Genomic DNA, 18056 nt, shown 5'->3' with positions numbered 1-18056 from the left:
TTTTGGTGTAATTATCGATTACTCGATGATTTTAGATACAACACCAGCACCTACTGTACGACCACCTTCACGGATTGCGAAGCGCAGACCTTCTTCCATAGCGATTGGCGCAATCAGTTCTACTTCGAACTTCAGGTTGTCGCCAGGCATTACCATTTCAACGCCTTCTGGCAGTTGAACGGCACCGGTTACGTCAGTTGTACGGAAGTAGAACTGTGGACGGTAACCTTTGAAGAATGGAGTGTGACGACCGCCTTCATCTTTAGACAGTACGTATACTTCCGCTTCAAACTTGGTGTGTGGAGTGATTGAACCAGGCTTAGCCAGTACTTGTCCACGCTCTACGTCGTCACGCTTAGTACCACGTAACAGAACACCAACGTTCTCACCTGCTCGACCTTCGTCAAGCAGCTTACGGAACATTTCAACACCAGTACAAGTAGTCTTGGTAGTATCTTTGATACCAACGATTTCTACTTCTTCACCTACTTTAACGATACCTTGCTCAACACGACCTGTTACAACAGTACCACGGCCTGAGATTGAGAATACGTCTTCGATTGGCAGAATGAACGGCTTATCGATGTCACGCTCTGGCTCTGGGATGTATGAATCCAGTGCTTCGCCCAGCTCGATAATTTTCTTTTCCCACTCTGCGTCGCCTTCAAGGGCTTTCAGTGCAGAACCCTGGATTACTGGCAGGTCATCACCTGGGAAATCGTACTCTGATAACAGTTCACGAACTTCCATTTCTACCAGCTCAAGCAGCTCTTCATCATCAACCATGTCACATTTGTTCATGAATACGATGATGTAAGGGATACCAACCTGACGACCAAGAAGGATGTGCTCACGAGTCTGAGGCATAGGACCATCAGTCGCAGCAACTACCAGAATACCACCGTCCATCTGTGCAGCACCGGTGATCATGTTTTTAACATAGTCAGCGTGTCCTGGGCAGTCTACGTGTGCGTAGTGACGAGTAGGAGTGTCATACTCTACGTGTGAAGTAGAGATGGTGATACCACGTGCTTTTTCTTCCGGAGCGTTATCGATTTGGTCGAACGCTTGAGCAGAACCACCGTAAGTCTTAGACAATACGGTAGTGATTGCTGCAGTCAGAGTGGTTTTACCGTGGTCAACGTGGCCGATAGTACCCACGTTTACATGGGGTTTCGACCGTTCAAACTTTTCTTTTGCCATTTTTCTCGTTTCCTAAGTTAAAAGTCCGCTCCAATAGCAGACCGGACCGAACCTTCAAATTTATTAGCTTCGTGATTCAATGATTGCTTTCGCCACGTTATTAGGCGCTTCTGCATAGTTGAAGAACTCCATTGAATAGGAGGCGCGCCCCTGCGTAGCAGAACGCAGGTCAGTAGCATAACCGAACATCTCGGAAAGTGGCACCTTTGCCCGTACAATTTTTATACCGGCCACACCGTCTTCCATACCTTCAATCATACCACGGCGGCGATTCAGGTCGCCAACGACGTCACCCATCCAGTCTTCCGGAGTGGTTACTTCAACGTTCATTGTGGGCTCAAGCAATACCGGGTTCGCCTCAGCGGCCCCTTTCTTAAAGCCCATTGAACCGGCGATCTTAAACGCCATTTCAGAAGAGTCAACATCATGGTAAGAACCGTCGAACAAAGTTACCTTTACATCGAGAACCGGGTAACCTGCCAGCACACCATTTTGCATTTGCTCCTGAATGCCTTTGTCCACCGAAGGAATAAACTCTTTAGGGATAACGCCGCCAACAATCTCGTTCACGAACTCGTACCCAGCGCCTTCTTCATTCGGCTCTATGCGCAGCCAGACGTGACCAAACTGGCCGCGACCGCCCGACTGACGGACAAACTTGCCTTCGACTTCCACTTGCTTGCGGATAGTCTCGCGGTAAGCCACTTGTGGGTTACCAACGTTACATTCAACTTTAAACTCCCGCTTCATGCGGTCGACAATGATATCTAAGTGTAGCTCACCCATGCCGGAAATGATGGTTTGTCCGGTCTCATCGTCGGTTTTAACGCGGAACGACGGATCTTCAGCAGCCAGCTTACTCAGGGCAATACCCATTTTCTCCTGATCGGCGGTTGATTTTGGCTCTACCGCAATCGAAATAACCGGGTCAGGGAATTCCATTCGTTCCAGTGTGATCACGTTGTTTGGATCACACAGCGTATCGCCGGTAGTCACATCTTTCATGCCGATAGCGGCCGCGATGTCACCCGCGCGTACTTCTTTTAATTCTTCACGGTCTTTCGAGTGCATCTGCACGATACGACCAAAGCGTTCCCGCTTACCTTTAACCGGGTTAAACACGGTATCGCCGGTGTTTACCACACCAGAGTAACAGCGGAAGAACGTTAACGTGCCCACGAATGGGTCAGTGGCAATCTTAAACGCCAGCGCAGAGAACGGCTCTTGATCGTCAGCACGACGCTCGCCTTCGCTCTCATCAGGTAAAATACCTTTGATGGCCGGCACATCGATAGGTGCTGGTAAGTAGCGAACCACAGCATCAAGTACTGCCTGAACGCCTTTGTTTTTAAATGCACTACCACAGGTTGCTAACACAATTTCATTGTTTAGCGTACGAATGCGCAGACCTTCGTGAATTTCATCTTCAGTCAGTTCTCCGCCTTCTAAATACTTGTCCATTAACTCGTCGGTCGCTTCGGCAGCCGCTTCGATCATCTCACTGCGGTATTGCTCTGCTTTGTCCAACAGATCAGCCGGAATGTCTTCGTAAGTAAAGGTCATGCCTTTATCTTCTGCATTCCAGTTAATGGATTTCATTTTAATCAGGTCAATGACGCCGCTGAATTCTTCCTCAGCACCGATGTTAAGCTGAATAGGTACACAATTAGCACCCAGACGCTTACGGATCTGACCAACAACCCGTTCGAAATCCGCCCCGGCACGGTCCATCTTATTGACGAAGACCATGCGCGGAACGTGATATTTATCCGCTTGTCGCCAAACGGTTTCTGATTGAGGCTCTACGCCAGAAGACCCACAAAATACAACTACCGCGCCGTCCAGAACACGTAATGAACGCTCTACCTCAATGGTAAAGTCAACGTGTCCGGGGGTGTCGATAATATTGATGCGATGCTGATCAAACTGTTGCTGCATCCCGGCCCAGAAACAGGTAGTCGCTGCGGAAGTAATAGTAATTCCACGCTCTTGTTCCTGTTCCATCCAGTCCATGGTTGCTGCACCATCATGCACTTCACCAATTTTATGCGATAACCCGGTATAGAACAGCACGCGCTCGGTTGTTGTGGTTTTACCCGCATCAACGTGCGCAACAATGCCTATATTCCGATAGCGATCAATTGGGGTCTTACGCGACATACATCTCTCTCAGTTAAACGTTGATTACCAACGATAGTGTGCGAACGCTTTGTTCGCTTCGGCCATACGGTGAACGTCTTCACGTTTCTTAACCGCTGAACCTTTGTTGTCAGCTGCATCTAACATTTCGGCTGCAAGGCGTTGAGCCATTGACTTTTCGCCACGTTTACGTGCCGCTTCTACCATCCAACGCATACCCAGTGCATTACGACGAACAGGACGAACTTCTACTGGAACCTGGTAAGTTGAACCACCAACGCGGCGAGACTTAACCTCTACAGTAGGACGAATGTTGTCCAGAGCTTCTTCGAATACATCTAAGTGTGCTTTGCCGGTTTTTTCAGCAACAATATCAAGCGCACCGTAAACGATTTTTTCTGCAATCGATTTCTTGCCGTCGAGCATTACGACATTCATGAACTTAGCAAGCAGCTGTGAACCAAATTTTGGTTCTGGTAGGATTTTACGTTGACCTACGACTCTTCTTCTTGGCATCTTCTATTCTCCGTGGAATTCAGGGATAACCCAAAACTCAATTAATTCAGTTTGGCCTTACTAACGGAGAACCGTTAAGATTTGGGCCGCTTGGCGCCGTACTTAGAACGGGCCTGTTTACGATCGTTCACGCCGGCGCAGTCAAGAGTACCGCGAACAGTGTGATAACGAACACCTGGCAGATCTTTTACACGACCGCCACGAATAAGAACAACACTGTGCTCCTGCAGGTTGTGGCCTTCACCACCGATGTATGAAGAAACTTCAAAACCGTTGGTTAAACGCACACGACATACTTTACGTAGTGCTGAGTTTGGTTTCTTAGGCGTAGTAGTATATACACGAGTACATACACCACGTCTTTGCGGACAAGCTTGCAGGGCAGCAACGTTGCTTTTCTCAACGGGCTTTCTGCGTGGCTTGCGCACTAACTGGTTAACTGTTGCCATTAACTAGCTCCTGATTAAAAACTACAAAAACCCGGGCCTTAGTCCGGGTCGATTATTTACGACTTTCACATCGTTGTCAGACCATATGCTCGTTACGATCCTGATGACTTTGAATCTAAAAACCGTGCCCTGCCTGGGCGGCTTAAAAGCCTGCTACCATTTTTGGGTCGCGGAATATTAAAGATCAATGCCGGTGCTGTCAAGATGTACAAAGGTTAACCACAGAATAAACCGGTATTTAGCCTGTACAGATGACAAAATGGGGCACTACCTTGCGGTAGTGCCCCAATCTCTTGCTTAAGCGCTTATTCGTCTGATGATGACTCGTCAGATGATACTTCAGCGTTTAACGCTTCGGTCAGTGCTTGTTCTGCTTCAGCAGCAGACACTGACAGTTCAGCGATTTCTTCATGGCGACGCTGCGCACGTTTTTCGTGATAAGCGAAACCGGTACCAGCTGGGATCAGACGACCAACGATTACGTTTTCTTTCAGACCACGTAAATCGTCTTCTTTGCCCTGAACCGCTGCTTCGGTAAGAACGCGGGTTGTTTCCTGGAACGATGCTGCAGAGATGAAAGACTCTGTAGACAGCGACGCTTTGGTGATACCCAGTAACTGGATTTCGTAAAGCGCAGGCAGTTTGCCTTGTTTTTCCATTTCACGGTTAGCGATCTTAACCGCAGCCACTTCAACCTGCTCGCCTTCCAGGAATTGTGTATCGCCCGGAGCGGTGATCAAACACTTACGCAGCATCTGGCGGATAACAACCTCGATGTGCTTATCGTTAATTTTTACACCCTGCAGACGGTAAACTTCCTGAACTTCGTTCACGATGTAGTTAGATACCGCGCTCACGCCACGCAGACGTAAGATGTCGTGTGGTGACTCAGGACCGTCAGCGATAACTTCGCCTTTTTCAACGTTTTCACCTTCGAACACGTTAAGCTGACGCCACTTCGGAATCATCTCCTCATATGGGTCGCCATCTTTCGGTGTGATAACCAGACGTTTCTTACCTTTGGTCTCTTTACCGAAACCAATGGAACCTGATACTTCCGCCAGGATAGCTGGTTCTTTCGGCTTACGCGCTTCGAACAAGTCAGCAACCCGTGGCAGACCACCGGTGATGTCACGTGTTTTCGAGCTTTCCTGAGGAATACGTGCCAGCACGTCACCTTCGTTAGCCATTTTACCGTCAGCCGCTTCGATAGTGGTGAAGCTTGGCAGGCGGATTTCCTGCAGACCGAACTCGTCGCTCTCCAGAATCAGCTTAGGCTCTTTAGCATTAACCTTAGACAGGTCTTTTACAACCACACGGGTCAGACCGGTCAGTTCATCCTGCTGCATCTCGGTGTTTGAATCATCGATATCAGCAAATGAGATCTTCGATGCACGCTCAACGATGATTGGGTGACTATGCGGATCCCAGTTAGCCACTACGTCGCCAGCCTGTACTGCCGCACCGTCATCAACGGTTAAGGTTGCACCGTAAGGTACTTTATAACGTTCTTTCTCACGGCCTTGCTCGTCGGTCATGGTCAGTTCGGTTGAACGTGAAACGATAACCAGCTTGCCGTCGGTGTTACGTACGTACTTAGCATTGTGCAGTTTCAGGTTACCGGCCGTTTTGACCTGTACGCTGTTTTCTGCAGACGCTCTTGATGCCGCACCACCAATGTGGAAGGTACGCATGGTAAGCTGTGTACCCGGTTCACCGATTGACTGAGCAGCGATAACACCAACAGACTCACCTTTACCAACCATATGACCGCGCGCCAGGTCACGACCGTAACAGTTAGCACACACACCGTAATCGTTGTCACAGGTGATTACTGAGCGAACCATTACCTGGTCCACAGAGTTGGCTTCCAGCAGGTCTACCAGGGCTTCGTCGAGCAGCGTGTTACGCTCAAGCAGGACTTCTTCAGTACCCGGAATGTAAACATCTTCAGCTACCACACGACCAAGCACTCGTTCACGCAGAGGCTCAACAACGTCACCACCTTCAATCAGTGGCGTCATCAGTACACCTTCGTAAGTGCCACAGTCTGAGTTAGTGATAACCAGATCCTGGGCTACGTCAACCAGACGACGAGTCAGGTAACCCGAGTTCGCTGTCTTAAGTGCAGTATCGGCAAGACCTTTACGAGCACCGTGAGTTGAGATGAAGTACTGTAGTACGTTCAGACCTTCACGGAAGTTAGCCGTGATTGGCGTTTCGATGATTGAGCCATCCGGCTTAGCCATCAGACCACGCATACCCGCTAGCTGACGAATCTGTGCCGCACTACCACGAGCACCGGAGTCGGCCATCATGTAAACAGAGTTAAATGAGGCTTGCTCTTCTTCTTCGCCGTCTTTGTTAAGCACTACGTCAGTTTTCAGGTTATCCATCATGGCCTTGGCAACTTTTTCGTTGGCATTTGACCAGATATCGATAACTTTGTTGTAGCGCTCACCGGCTGTTACAAGACCGCTTTGGAACTGTTCCTGGATCTCGATAACTTCCGCTTCAGCAGCGTCGATAATTTCTTTCTTGGCATCCGGGATAACCATATCGTCGATACCAACAGACGCACCCGCGATCATCGCGTAGTGGAAACCGGTATACATGATTTGGTCAGCCGCAATAACGGTGTCTTTCAGACCCAGACGACGGTAACAGGCGTTAAGCAGACCAGAGATTTGCTTTTTACCCATTGCCTGGTTGATCAGCTCAAAAGGCAAACCTTTTGGCAGGATCAGAGAGAAAATCGCACGACCAACCGTGGTATCGGTCAGGGTAACTTTCTCAGTTTTGGCGCCATCTTCCGCTACGTCGTATTCAGTAATACGAACCTTAACGCGCGAGTGCAGTTCCGCATTACCGGTACGGTAAGCTTTTTCTGCTTCATGCGGGCTGGTAAATACCATGCCTTCGCCCTGACCGTTAACTTTGTCACGAGTCAGGTAATACAGACCCAATACAACGTCCTGTGAAGGTACGATGATTGGCTCACCGTTCGCTGGCGACAGAATGTTATTGGTCGACATCATCAGCGAGCGGGCTTCTAACTGGGCTTCAATGGTCAGTGGTACGTGTACCGCCATTTGGTCACCGTCGAAGTCAGCGTTGTATGCCGCACACACCAGTGGGTGTAATTGGATCGCTTTACCTTCGATAAGGGTCGGTTCAAACGCCTGGATACCCAGACGGTGAAGCGTTGGTGCACGGTTCAGCAGTACCGGGTGTTCGCGGATAACTTCATCCAGAACGTCCCAAACTTCCGGCGCTTCGCGCTCTACCAGCTTCTTAGCCGCTTTAATGGTAGTGGCTAAACCACGACCTTCTAATTTGCCGTAGATAAATGGCTTGAATAGTTCAAGCGCCATCTTCTTAGGCAGACCACACTGGTGCAGACGCAGTGTAGGACCAACGGTAATTACAGAACGGCCTGAGTAGTCAACACGCTTACCCAGCAGGTTCTGACGGAAACGACCCTGCTTACCTTTAATCATATCGGCAAGTGATTTCAGAGGACGCTTGTTTGAACCGGTGATAGCGCGGCCACGACGACCGTTATCAAGCAGTGCATCTACCGCTTCCTGCAGCATACGTTTTTCATTACGTACGATGATGTCAGGTGCCGCCAGGTCAAGAAGACGCTTCAGACGGTTGTTACGGTTGATAACACGACGGTATAAATCGTTCAGATCAGACGTTGCAAAACGGCCGCCGTCCAGTGGTACCAGAGGACGTAAGTCCGGTGGCAGAACTGGCAGTACGGTCATGATCATCCACTCTGGCTTGTTGCCAGACTGTTGGAATGATTCCAGCAGTTTTAAACGCTTGGTGATCTTCTTACGCTTGGTTTCTGAGTTGATTGACGGCAGCTCTTCGCGCATTGCGGCAACGTCAGCATCAACATCCAGGTGCTTAAGCAGATCGAATACGGCTTCGGCGCCCATCTTGGCTTCGAACTCGTCACCGTGCTCTTCTAACGCATCCAGGTACTCTTCTTCGCTCAGCAGCTGGCTGCGCTCAAGGGTAGTCATGCCTGGCTCTGTTACAACGAAAGATTCGAAGTACAGTACGCGCTCGATATCACGCAGAGTCATATCCAGCATCAGACCGATACGAGACGGCAGAGATTTCAGGAACCAGATGTGGGCAACTGGGCTGGCCAGTTCGATGTGACCCATACGCTCACGACGTACTTTAGTCAGGGTAACTTCTACGCCACACTTTTCACAGATAACACCACGGTGCTTCAGGCGCTTGTACTTACCGCACAGACACTCATAGTCTTTTACGGGACCAAAGATACGCGCACAAAACAGACCGTCACGCTCAGGCTTGAACGTACGGTAGTTGATGGTCTCAGGTTTCTTAACTTCACCAAAAGACCATGAACGGATCATGTCTGGTGAGGCAAGACCAATGCGAATATTATCGAATTCTTCAGTCTTGTTTTGTTGTTTTAGAAACTTTAATAAGTCTTTCACAAATACTCTCCCGGCGGAGTCAGTCTCTATGGCCCGGTTACCCGGGCCAACTCAATCAATTATGGCAACAAACGGCCCGCTTAGTTTTCTTCCAGCTCGATATTAATACCGAGTGAACGGATTTCTTTAAGCAGTACGTTGAAGGACTCAGGCATACCTGGTTCCATTCTGTGATCGCCATCAACGATGTTCTTGTACATTTTGGTACGGCCGTTAACGTCATCCGACTTAACCGTCAGCATTTCCTGCAGGGTGTAAGCGGCACCGTATGCTTCCAGTGCCCACACTTCCATCTCACCGAAGCGCTGACCACCGAATTGTGCTTTACCACCCAGCGGCTGCTGAGTAACCAGGCTGTAAGAACCAGTTGAACGCGCGTGCATCTTGTCGTCAACCAGGTGGTTCAGTTTCAGCATGTACATGTAACCAACGGTAACCGGACGCTCGAATTCACGACCCGTACGACCATCAAACAGGGTAATTTGCCCGCTCTCTGGGATATCCGCCAGTTTTAACATCTCTTTGATTTCAGCTTCACGTGCGCCGTCGAATACTGGTGTTGCTACCGGTACACCCTTACGCAGGTTGTCGGCTAAGCGCAGTACTTCGTGATCGGTAAAGGTGCTGATATCGACCTGTTTCGGGTTGTCACCCAAATCGTACACTTCTTGCAGGAAGCCACGCAGTTTCTGCATTTCTTCTTGCTCTTTAAGCATACGGTCGATCTTAACGCCCAGACCGTGCGCAGCCATACCTAAGTGCGTTTCAAGGATCTGACCGATGTTCATCCGCGACGGTACACCCAATGGGTTAAGTACGATGTCTACCGGCGTACCGTTTTCATCGTATGGCATATCTTCTACCGGGATTACGGTAGAGATAACACCTTTGTTACCGTGACGACCTGCCATCTTGTCACCAGGCTGGATGTGACGCTTAACAGCCAGGTAAACCTTAACGATCTTCAGTACGCCTGGAGCCAGGTCATCGCCTTGAGTGATCTTGCGACGCTTAACTTCAAATTTCTTATCGAAATCGGCTTTGATTTCGTCGTGCTGGGCACCGATTTGGTCTAAATCGCTCTGCAGATCAGCATCTGACAGTGGGATATCGAACCATTTCTCACGCGGCATGCTGTCCAGTTTACCCTGGTCTACGCCTGCTTTGAGCAGCAGGTTTGCAGCACGTGCGAAGATGCCGTCGGCCAGGATATTGAATTCGTCAGACAGGTCTTTCTTAACCTGACGTAACTGCATGTCTTCAATTTCCAGGGCACGCTTGTCTTTTTCTACGCCATCACGGGTAAATACCTGAACGTCGATAACCGTACCGTGTACAGAGTTTGGTACACGTAATGAGGTATCTTTAACGTCAGAGGCTTTCTCACCAAAGATAGCACGTAACAGTTTTTCTTCCGGCGTCAGCTGGGTTTCACCTTTAGGAGTTACCTTACCTACCAGAATGTCACCGCCCTTCACTTCTGCACCGATGTATACAACACCAGATTCATCCAGCTTGCTCAGCGCAGACTCACCTACGTTTGGAATATCAGAAGAAATTTCTTCTGGCCCTAACTTGGTGTCACGAGCGATACAGCTCAGTTCCTGAATGTGGATCGTGGTAAAACGGTCTTCCTGAGCAACACGCTCAGAGATCAGGATCGAGTCTTCGAAGTTGTAACCGTTCCAAGGCATGAACGCGATACGCATGTTCTGACCAAGGGCCAGATCACCTAAGTCCGTTGACGGACCGTCAGCCAGTACATCGCCTGCTACAATCGGGTCACCGACGCTACAGGTTGGACGCTGGTTAATACAGGTGTTCTGGTTAGAACGGGTGTATTTGTTCAGGTTGTAGATGTCGATACCGGCTTCACCAGCAAACATTTCATCTTCATCAACCTTCACCACGATACGGCTGGCGTCAACATAGTCGATAACACCACCACGCTTGGCAACTACGGTTACACCGGAGTCAACAGCGATGGTTTTTTCCATACCGGTACCAACCAGCGGCTTATCAGCACGCAGAGTAGGTACTGCCTGACGTTGCATGTTGGCACCCATCAAGGCACGGTTAGCATCATCGTGTTCCAGGAACGGGATAATGCTGGCAGCAATCGACACGATCTGCTGTGGTGAAACGTCCATATATTTGATGTCTTCTTTTGGCATCAAAGTGGTTTCACCGCGGTGACGACAAGGGATCAGGTCGTCAAGCAGTTCCATGTTTTCAGTCAGTGCTACGTTTGCCTGAGCAATAGCGAACTGACCTTCTTCAATCGCTGATAAGTAATCGATTTCATCGGTTACCACACCGTCTACAATGCGACGGAAAGGCGTTTCAAGGAAACCAAAGTCATTGGTACGGGCAAAGCTCGCCAATGAGTTAATCAGACCGATGTTCGGACCTTCAGGGGTTTCGATTGGACACAGACGACCGTAGTGCGTCGGGTGTACGTCCCGAACCTCAAAGCCTGCACGTTCACGAGTCAGACCACCCGGGCCTAAGGCAGAAATACGACGCTTATGCGTTACTTCCGACAGCGGGTTGTTCTGGTCCATAAACTGTGACAGCTGTGAAGAACCGAAGAATTCTTTAACCGCTGCTGAGATAGGCTTGGCGTTGATCAGGTCCTGTGGCATAACGTTGTCCAGGTCACCCAGAGACAGACGTTCTTTTACAGCACGTTCAACACGAACCAGACCTACACGGAACTGGTTTTCAGCCATTTCGCCAACAGAACGGATACGACGGTTACCCAAGTGGTCGATATCGTCCACTTCGTCTTTACCGTCACGGATCAGGATAAGTTGCTTCATTACATCGATGATGTCTTGCTTATCCAGAGTACCTGAACCTACCAGTTCTTCACGACCTAAACGGCGGTTGAACTTCATACGACCAACCGATGACAGATCGTAACGTTCATCAGAGAAGAACAGGTTATCGAACAGCGTTTCAGCAGCATCTTTTGTAGGTGGTTCACCAGGACGCATCATGCGGTAGATTTCTACCAGTGCTTCCAGGCGATTTGTTGAGCTGTCGATCCGCAGCGTATCAGAGATATACGAACCGTGATCCAGTTCGTTAATGTACAGCGTTGTGAACTCTTTAATACCTGCCTGGCTCAATGCAGCCAGCGTTTCCAGAGTTACTTCGTCGTTAGCATTAACCAGCACTTCACCAGTGTCTTCGTTAATGTAAGTCTCGCCATACACACGGCCAGCCAGATACTCAACCGGTACTTCCAGCTCAGTAACACCGGCTTTTTCTAAAGCACGGGTGTGACGAGCAGAGATACGACGGCCGGTTTCAACCAGCACATTGCCTTCGCCATCAAGAATGTCGAATTGAGCCGTTTCACCGCGCAGGCGATCAGGAACGACTTCCATCAGCATCTTGTTATCGGCAATACGCACCTGGATTTTGTCGAAGAAGGTATCTAGGATCTCTTCAGTGGTCATTTCCAGTGCGCGTAAGATAATAGTTGCAGGCAGCTTACGGCGACGGTCGATACGTACAAACAGGTTATCTTTCGGGTCAAACTCGAAGTCTAACCACGAACCACGGTAAGGGATTACACGTGCGTTGTAGAGAACTTTACCTGAAGAGTGCGTTTTACCTTTGTCGTGATCATAGAACACGCCAGGAGAACGGTGCAGCTGAGAAACGATAACACGCTCGGTACCATTAATGACGAACGTACCGTTCTCTGTCATTAACGGGATCTCACCCATGTACACTTCTTGTTCTTTAATGTCTTTTACAGTACCAGGTGCTGCTTCTTTATCGAATAATACCAGGCGCAGTTTCACTCTTAACGGCGCGGAGAAGGTTACGCCTCGGATTTGACATTCTTTAACGTCAAATACCGGCTCGCCAAGGCGATAACTTACATATTGTAATTCTGAATTGCCAGAGTAACTTTTAATTGGAAACACAGAGCGGAATGCTGCTTCCAAACCATATTGACCATCTACATCGATATCAATAAATTTCTTGAAAGAATCTAGCTGGATTGAAAGAAGGTATGGAATTTCCAATACCTGTGGGCGTTTGCCAAAATCCTTACGGATACGTTTCTTTTCGCTATAAGAGTAAACCATGGGTTCCTCAGCCTGCTGATTTTAGACCCAACCTGTTGCCGTAATACACGTCGACAACAAACTTCCAGTACCCTTTCACAGGGAACAATCAGATAGCATACACCAAAAATTAGCCAATTTTTAGTTAACTCGTTGGTTTATTGCTAAATAAATTATTCTCGGTGGTGGCGCATGATGTGTACAGACAAGGGTAATAAACCGTACACCCTACAGCGCAAAAAGGCTGGTGGTCAAAAAAACCACCAGCCTGTGCCATTTCTGGCAAGCAATCTGCTAGTGCAGATTACTTGATTTCAACTTCTGCACCAGCTTCTTCAAGCTCTTTCTTCAGTGCTTCAGCTTCTTCTTTGCTTACGCCTTCTTTGATAGCTTTAGGAGCAGATTCAACTACTTCTTTCGCTTCTTTCAGACCTAAGCCAGTCGCGCCGCGAACTGCTTTGATTACTGCAACTTTGTTGCCACCGAATGAAGTCATAACAACGTCAAATTCAGTTTTCTCTTCTGCAGCAGCTGCTTCACCAGCTACAGCAGGACCAGCAACTGCAACAGCAGCAGCAGATACGTTGAATTTTTCTTCAGCTGCTTCGATCAGTTCAACCAGTTCCATTACTGGCATTTCAGCGATCGCGTTTAAGATATCTTCTTTAGTTAGAGCCATTTTCTCTAAACTCCTGGGATTAAAATGTTAAAAAAATCAATATGCCAAAAACGCCAATTACTTGGTGTCTTTGACCGCCGCCAATACGCGCACAAACTTGCCAGGAACTTCGTTGATAGTACGAACGAATTTCTCGGCAGGTGCTTTGAAGGTTGCAAGTAATTTTGCAAGCGCTTCGTCGCGGGTAGGCAGAGACGCCACTGCATCCAGTTTTTCTGGACCAAGCAGACCACTACCAATTGAAAGTGCAGTAACTTTCAGCTTGTCATTGGTTTTACCGAAGTCTTTGAAAAGACGTGCTGCACCGCCAGGTGCATCGATAGAGAAACCATAGATAAGCGGGCCAGTTAAGGCGCTTTCTAAATCTGAAAATTTGCTATCTGCTAACGCACGTTTTGCCAGAGTATTACGTACAACCTTCAGGTATACGCCTTGCTCACGGGCTTTAACGCGCAGGTCAGTCAGATCTGCAACTTCCATCCCACGGTATTCAGCAACGGCTACGGATAGAGCGCGAGATGCAACTTCGGAAACCTCTGCTACGATCTCTTTTTTTGCTGCTAAACCTAGTGCCACTGAGTTCACCTCTTAAAATCTGATTAAGTAAAAGCAACTACCTAATCAGGGTTCACAGATTGATGACTTCACCAATTGAAGCCACCGCTCTACGGTGTTTCTTACCCCAGAGAGTCTGAGTTCAAACCACCGTCTGCGCAGGCTGGTCGATTAAGTAACGCATTAATGTAAAAGTTCTCTTACCTCTTTTACTGCGTTACGCCTGCGGTCTAGGACGGGAGCCAGTATTCGCTTAGCGATATAATGGCTCCAACCCAAAACCGAAGAGAATGCCGGTTAAACTAACCAGCAAGGGGCATTACTGACCTACGGTCGCCTTATCAACAGAAACGCCGGCGCCCATAGTGGTGCTCAGACTAACTTTCTTGATGTAAGTACCTTTAGCAGAAGAAGGCTTAGCTTTCTTCAGAGCTTCCAGTAATGCTTCTAAGTTTTCCTGGATTTGATTTGCTTCAAAAGCAATCTTACCAATGCTGGCGTGGATGATACCGTTCTTATCGTTACGGTAGCGAACCTGACCCGCTTTAGCGTTTTTAACTGCAGTAGCAACGTCTGGCGTTACAGTACCAGTCTTAGGGTTAGGCATCAGGCCACGTGGACCTAAGATTTGACCTAACTGACCAACAACGCGCATTGCGTCCGGGCTGGCCACTACTACGTCAAAGTTCATTTCGCCTTTCTTAACCTGGTCAGCCAGGTCATCCATGCCAACGATGTCAGCACCGGCTTCTTTAGCCGCTTCAGCGTTTGCACCCTGGGTGAATACTGCAACGCGAACTTCTTTACCAGTACCGTTTGGCAGTACAGTTGCACCACGAACGTTTTGGTCAGATTTCTTAGCGTCGATACCCAGATTGATAGCAACGTCTACGCTTTCTGCAAAGTTGGCAGTAGCCAGTTCTTTTAACAGCGCAACCGCTTCAGCAATATCGTACTCTTTGGTTGCATCAACCTTGTCACGGATTAAACGTGCGCGTTTAGTTAATTTAGCCATTCGATTAACCCTCTACCTTCAAGCCCATTGAGCGAGCAGAACCCGCAATTGTACGTACTGCAGCGTCCAGGTCAGCAGCTGTCAGATCCGGCTCTTTAGTCTTGGCAATTTCTTCCAGTTGAGCACGGGTAACAGTACCCACTTTTTCAGTGTTAGGACGGCCAGAACCGCTCTTGATACCAGCCGCTTTTTTCAGCAGGTAAGAAGCAGGAGGCGTCTTGGTTTCGAATGTGAAAGAGCGGTCTTCGTACACAGTAATTTCTACTGGTACTGGAGCGCCTTTCTCAAGACTTTCAGTTTTTGCGTTGAAAGCCTTACAGAATTCCATGATGTTTACACCATGTTGACCAAGTGCTGGACCAACTGGTGGTGACGGGTTAGCAGCACCGGCTGCAACCTGTAGCTTAATTAAGCCTGTTACTTTTTTAGCCATTTTAAATGCTCTCGTTAGTGGGTCTGACGCCTCGCAGATATCGAGATTACCTGCTCAATCGGCTCCCCGGTTCCAATAAAAGGGGCGCGAATTATAGGCTAACAAATAGCCTGATGCAACCCGTTATTGTGTTTAATCGCAAAAATAATAAAACCCGGCCGAATGTGGCCGGGTTTTAACGATTTACTACTGATTAGTATTGTTTCTCTGGTAATGGTTGAGCAGCCTCGGCGGAGAACTTGCCACCACCAAACGCTTCTACGCCCAGTGTTTCAGCCCCAGAGTAAGTCGTATGCTGATTAATTTCCATCACCTCGACATTGAACTCATCATCAACAATCAGATCGAACACTACCCACATTCTATAGCTGGTAGACGCCGAATCTACATCTTCTGCAGGGTTAAACACATAGGTTCTGTCGTTCAGGCGCAATTCTACACGAGTGGGGGACGAGAAAATTGTTCCAGAACCCGAATAATGATGCACACCGTAACGATAGCGACCAGGTAATACGAAACTTGGAATGGTGAGTACTTCCGGGCCATAGCTTGATGTATCATCAACATCCAGATTAATTGTTACATTCTCGATGGTTTCATCCTGATTGCCATAATACACTCGGAATCTCGTATCGGTTCCTTCCTGAGGTCCGGTCAGATGAGTATCCAGATCGCGTGGGTTAGCGCCCCAGGTCAGCTTCACAATGGCAGAGCTTTCACCGATAACAAGGCAGTTTTCTAACTGGCTGTCTACATCACTGGTATTAATCACAACAGTATTAGTCTGGCCACCGGCACGAGCAAATACCAACAGTGACGAATCTCTTCTTACCGGCAGGACAAAGTCGCCTTCGGCATCAGTGTACGCGCTGCTGCGACCAATATAGCTGGTACCTTCGGACAGTACCTGAACGTTGGCGACTGGCAAACCTTCCGTATCAACCACACAGCCAAGAAGTTCGACAGTGTTGTAAACCTGATCGGCGTTCCAGGTGGTGAAGTGACTTACAGTACCCACGTAGAAAGAGGCACCGTCAATGACTGTTAAGGTTGCTTCTCCTTCTTCTACCCATAAAGCTGTCGACTCATCAAAATAATACAGCGGGATAGTTGCCGGCGGATTTGCTACGCCACTCGCCAGAGGAATTCTCACCGTCGCTGTGGTACCGTCGACCAAATCAAGATCGTTTCCATCTGCGTCTGTCAGAGTTAACGAGAAAGCACCAAAGCTTTCGATCGGCTCGATATCGCCCGTTTCACTGTTAGACGTTGTATACAGGCCCGGCATTGCTTCAACATACAGCGAAGGATCGATCACAGTGATAGTAGCAGTGATGTCGCCAGTTGGCGCGCTGCCATCGGCAGTTTCCAGCGTTGACGCCGGAATCTCAACGATATTCACCGTTGCTTCTGCGCTTTCGCCGATATTGATTGCATCAGTCGCGGCGAAAGTCGTTGAGTAGTCAATTGGCAGGATGTTCAGGTTCAGAACACGTTCGGTTTCACCGTTTGCAATATGACGTTCAACATCAACTACGTACTCCGTACTGGACACGCGAAGATAAAAGGTGTCTGTGGTATCTACACCGATCATCTCATACAGACCGTTTTCGTCTGTAGTTACCGAACCGAACTCAGTTTCACCGGTATCACTCAGGCTATAAGTGGTAATCGTTACGTCACTGGCCACTTCACCCGAGATAAAGTTAGTCACAAGACCACTTACTGAGCCAATGCTGGTACAACTGACTGCAATATCTGAAACCTCGGCAGTTACCGTCACCTCAGCAGGTGTCACTTCACATTCATATCCGGGAGTATCACCAATAGCAAGTGCGACGGACTGCTCGTAAATAAAGTCTTCTGCTATGGTAAACGGGTCTGTCCCACTTAACGGTACGGTTATATCACGGTCACCGCTAACGATAAGCGAAAAGTCAGCCGGCGCATCACCGGTAACCGTTCCACTCACGCTGTACTCTATGTCATCACAGGTAATCGCCAAATCAGTTACATCACTGTTTAGTGTCAGTGAGGTCTGGCTTAATGCACATTCCTGGCCGGTAGGCTGCTGAGTGATTTCAAAGGTGACCTCAGTACCCGCTGGATAATCGGCATCAAATGAAAATGATGTTTCATTGGTGAAAGTATGACTCTCTGTTGAGCCACTGGCAGTTCCGCTTACAGTGAGGTCACCACGTTTGAGATTATCGATGGTGCCGGACACATTGTAGGTTGTGGTGCCGCCAGGATTAGGATTGGGTTCTGGTTCTGGTGAGTCGCTGTCTGAGCCACCACAAGCGGTGAGAGACAGGGCAGTTAGTAAAGCAATGCCTTTCAATGAGGCACAGGTGATCTGCGGGTACTTCATATAGTACGTCCTTTTTCTATGTATAAATCCATTTAATGAGTGAAATATAGGCAATGCTATGTTGGCTGTCAAACTACTCGCTAATGCCTAAGTGCCCTATTATCTTAGTTTTATCCTTGGA

11 protein-coding genes are annotated in these 18056 nt (G+C 48.5%); all 11 read right to left on the bottom strand.

The features are described from left to right. Positions 1 to 18 precede the first annotated feature (18 nt). The 11 genes from tuf to D9T21_RS04965 all read right to left on the bottom strand — a co-directional run bounded on the left by tuf (position 19) and on the right by D9T21_RS04965 (position 17935). Positions 19 to 1203 carry an elongation factor Tu gene (gene tuf / locus D9T21_RS05015; RefSeq protein WP_123323999.1) on the bottom strand — a complete coding sequence of 395 codons (1185 nt, stop codon included), beginning with the start codon at positions 1201 to 1203 and terminating at the stop codon, positions 19 to 21. Positions 1204 to 1266: 63 nt separating this feature from the next. Continuing rightward, positions 1267 to 3363, bottom strand: a complete 2097-nt coding sequence (gene fusA / locus D9T21_RS05010) for an elongation factor G (RefSeq protein WP_123323998.1) — start codon at positions 3361 to 3363, stop codon at positions 1267 to 1269. A 24-nt stretch (positions 3364 to 3387) separates the two neighbouring features. Further along, complete coding sequence (rpsG, locus tag D9T21_RS05005) at positions 3388 to 3858, bottom strand: 30S ribosomal protein S7 (RefSeq protein ID WP_070178456.1); 471 nt, start codon at positions 3856 to 3858, stop codon at positions 3388 to 3390. A 74-nt stretch (positions 3859 to 3932) separates the two neighbouring features. Then, positions 3933 to 4307 carry a 30S ribosomal protein S12 gene (gene rpsL, locus D9T21_RS05000; RefSeq protein ID WP_071980814.1) on the bottom strand — a complete coding sequence of 125 codons (375 nt, stop codon included), beginning with the start codon at positions 4305 to 4307 and terminating at the stop codon, positions 3933 to 3935. A gap of 305 nt (positions 4308 to 4612) precedes the next feature. Continuing rightward, the gene (gene rpoC / locus D9T21_RS04995; protein WP_123323997.1) at positions 4613 to 8794 is read right to left on the bottom strand and encodes a DNA-directed RNA polymerase subunit beta'; all 4182 of its coding nucleotides are present in this window, start codon (positions 8792 to 8794) and stop codon (positions 4613 to 4615) included. 80 nt (positions 8795 to 8874) lie between these two features. Next, positions 8875 to 12903 (bottom strand): DNA-directed RNA polymerase subunit beta, encoded by a 4029-nt coding sequence (gene rpoB / locus D9T21_RS04990; protein ID WP_123323996.1) that lies wholly within the window; start codon positions 12901 to 12903, stop codon positions 8875 to 8877. 283 nt (positions 12904 to 13186) lie between these two features. Then, on the bottom strand, positions 13187 to 13561 hold the full coding sequence (gene rplL, locus D9T21_RS04985) for a 50S ribosomal protein L7/L12 (protein WP_123323995.1): 375 nt from the start codon (positions 13559 to 13561) through the stop codon (positions 13187 to 13189). Between the two features lie 57 nt (positions 13562 to 13618). Beyond that, positions 13619 to 14137 (bottom strand): 50S ribosomal protein L10, encoded by a 519-nt coding sequence (gene rplJ / locus D9T21_RS04980; RefSeq protein ID WP_105935319.1) that lies wholly within the window; start codon positions 14135 to 14137, stop codon positions 13619 to 13621. A 298-nt stretch (positions 14138 to 14435) separates the two neighbouring features. Next, positions 14436 to 15131, bottom strand: a complete 696-nt coding sequence (rplA, locus tag D9T21_RS04975; RefSeq protein ID WP_105935320.1) for a 50S ribosomal protein L1 — start codon at positions 15129 to 15131, stop codon at positions 14436 to 14438. Between the two features lie 4 nt (positions 15132 to 15135). Beyond that, positions 15136 to 15564, bottom strand: coding sequence for a 50S ribosomal protein L11 (rplK, locus tag D9T21_RS04970; RefSeq protein WP_073316563.1), 429 nt, complete (start codon positions 15562 to 15564; stop codon positions 15136 to 15138). A gap of 193 nt (positions 15565 to 15757) precedes the next feature. After that, the gene (locus D9T21_RS04965; RefSeq protein WP_123323994.1) at positions 15758 to 17935 is read right to left on the bottom strand and encodes a hypothetical protein; all 2178 of its coding nucleotides are present in this window, start codon (positions 17933 to 17935) and stop codon (positions 15758 to 15760) included. Positions 17936 to 18056 lie beyond the last annotated feature (121 nt).

Source organism: Marisediminitalea oceani, assembly GCF_003731635.1.
GTDB classification, from domain to species: domain Bacteria; phylum Pseudomonadota; class Gammaproteobacteria; order Enterobacterales; family Alteromonadaceae; genus Alteromonas; species Alteromonas oceani.
Note: the sequence above shows the minus strand (reverse complement) of the source record. Positions and strands in the feature narration are given on the sequence as shown.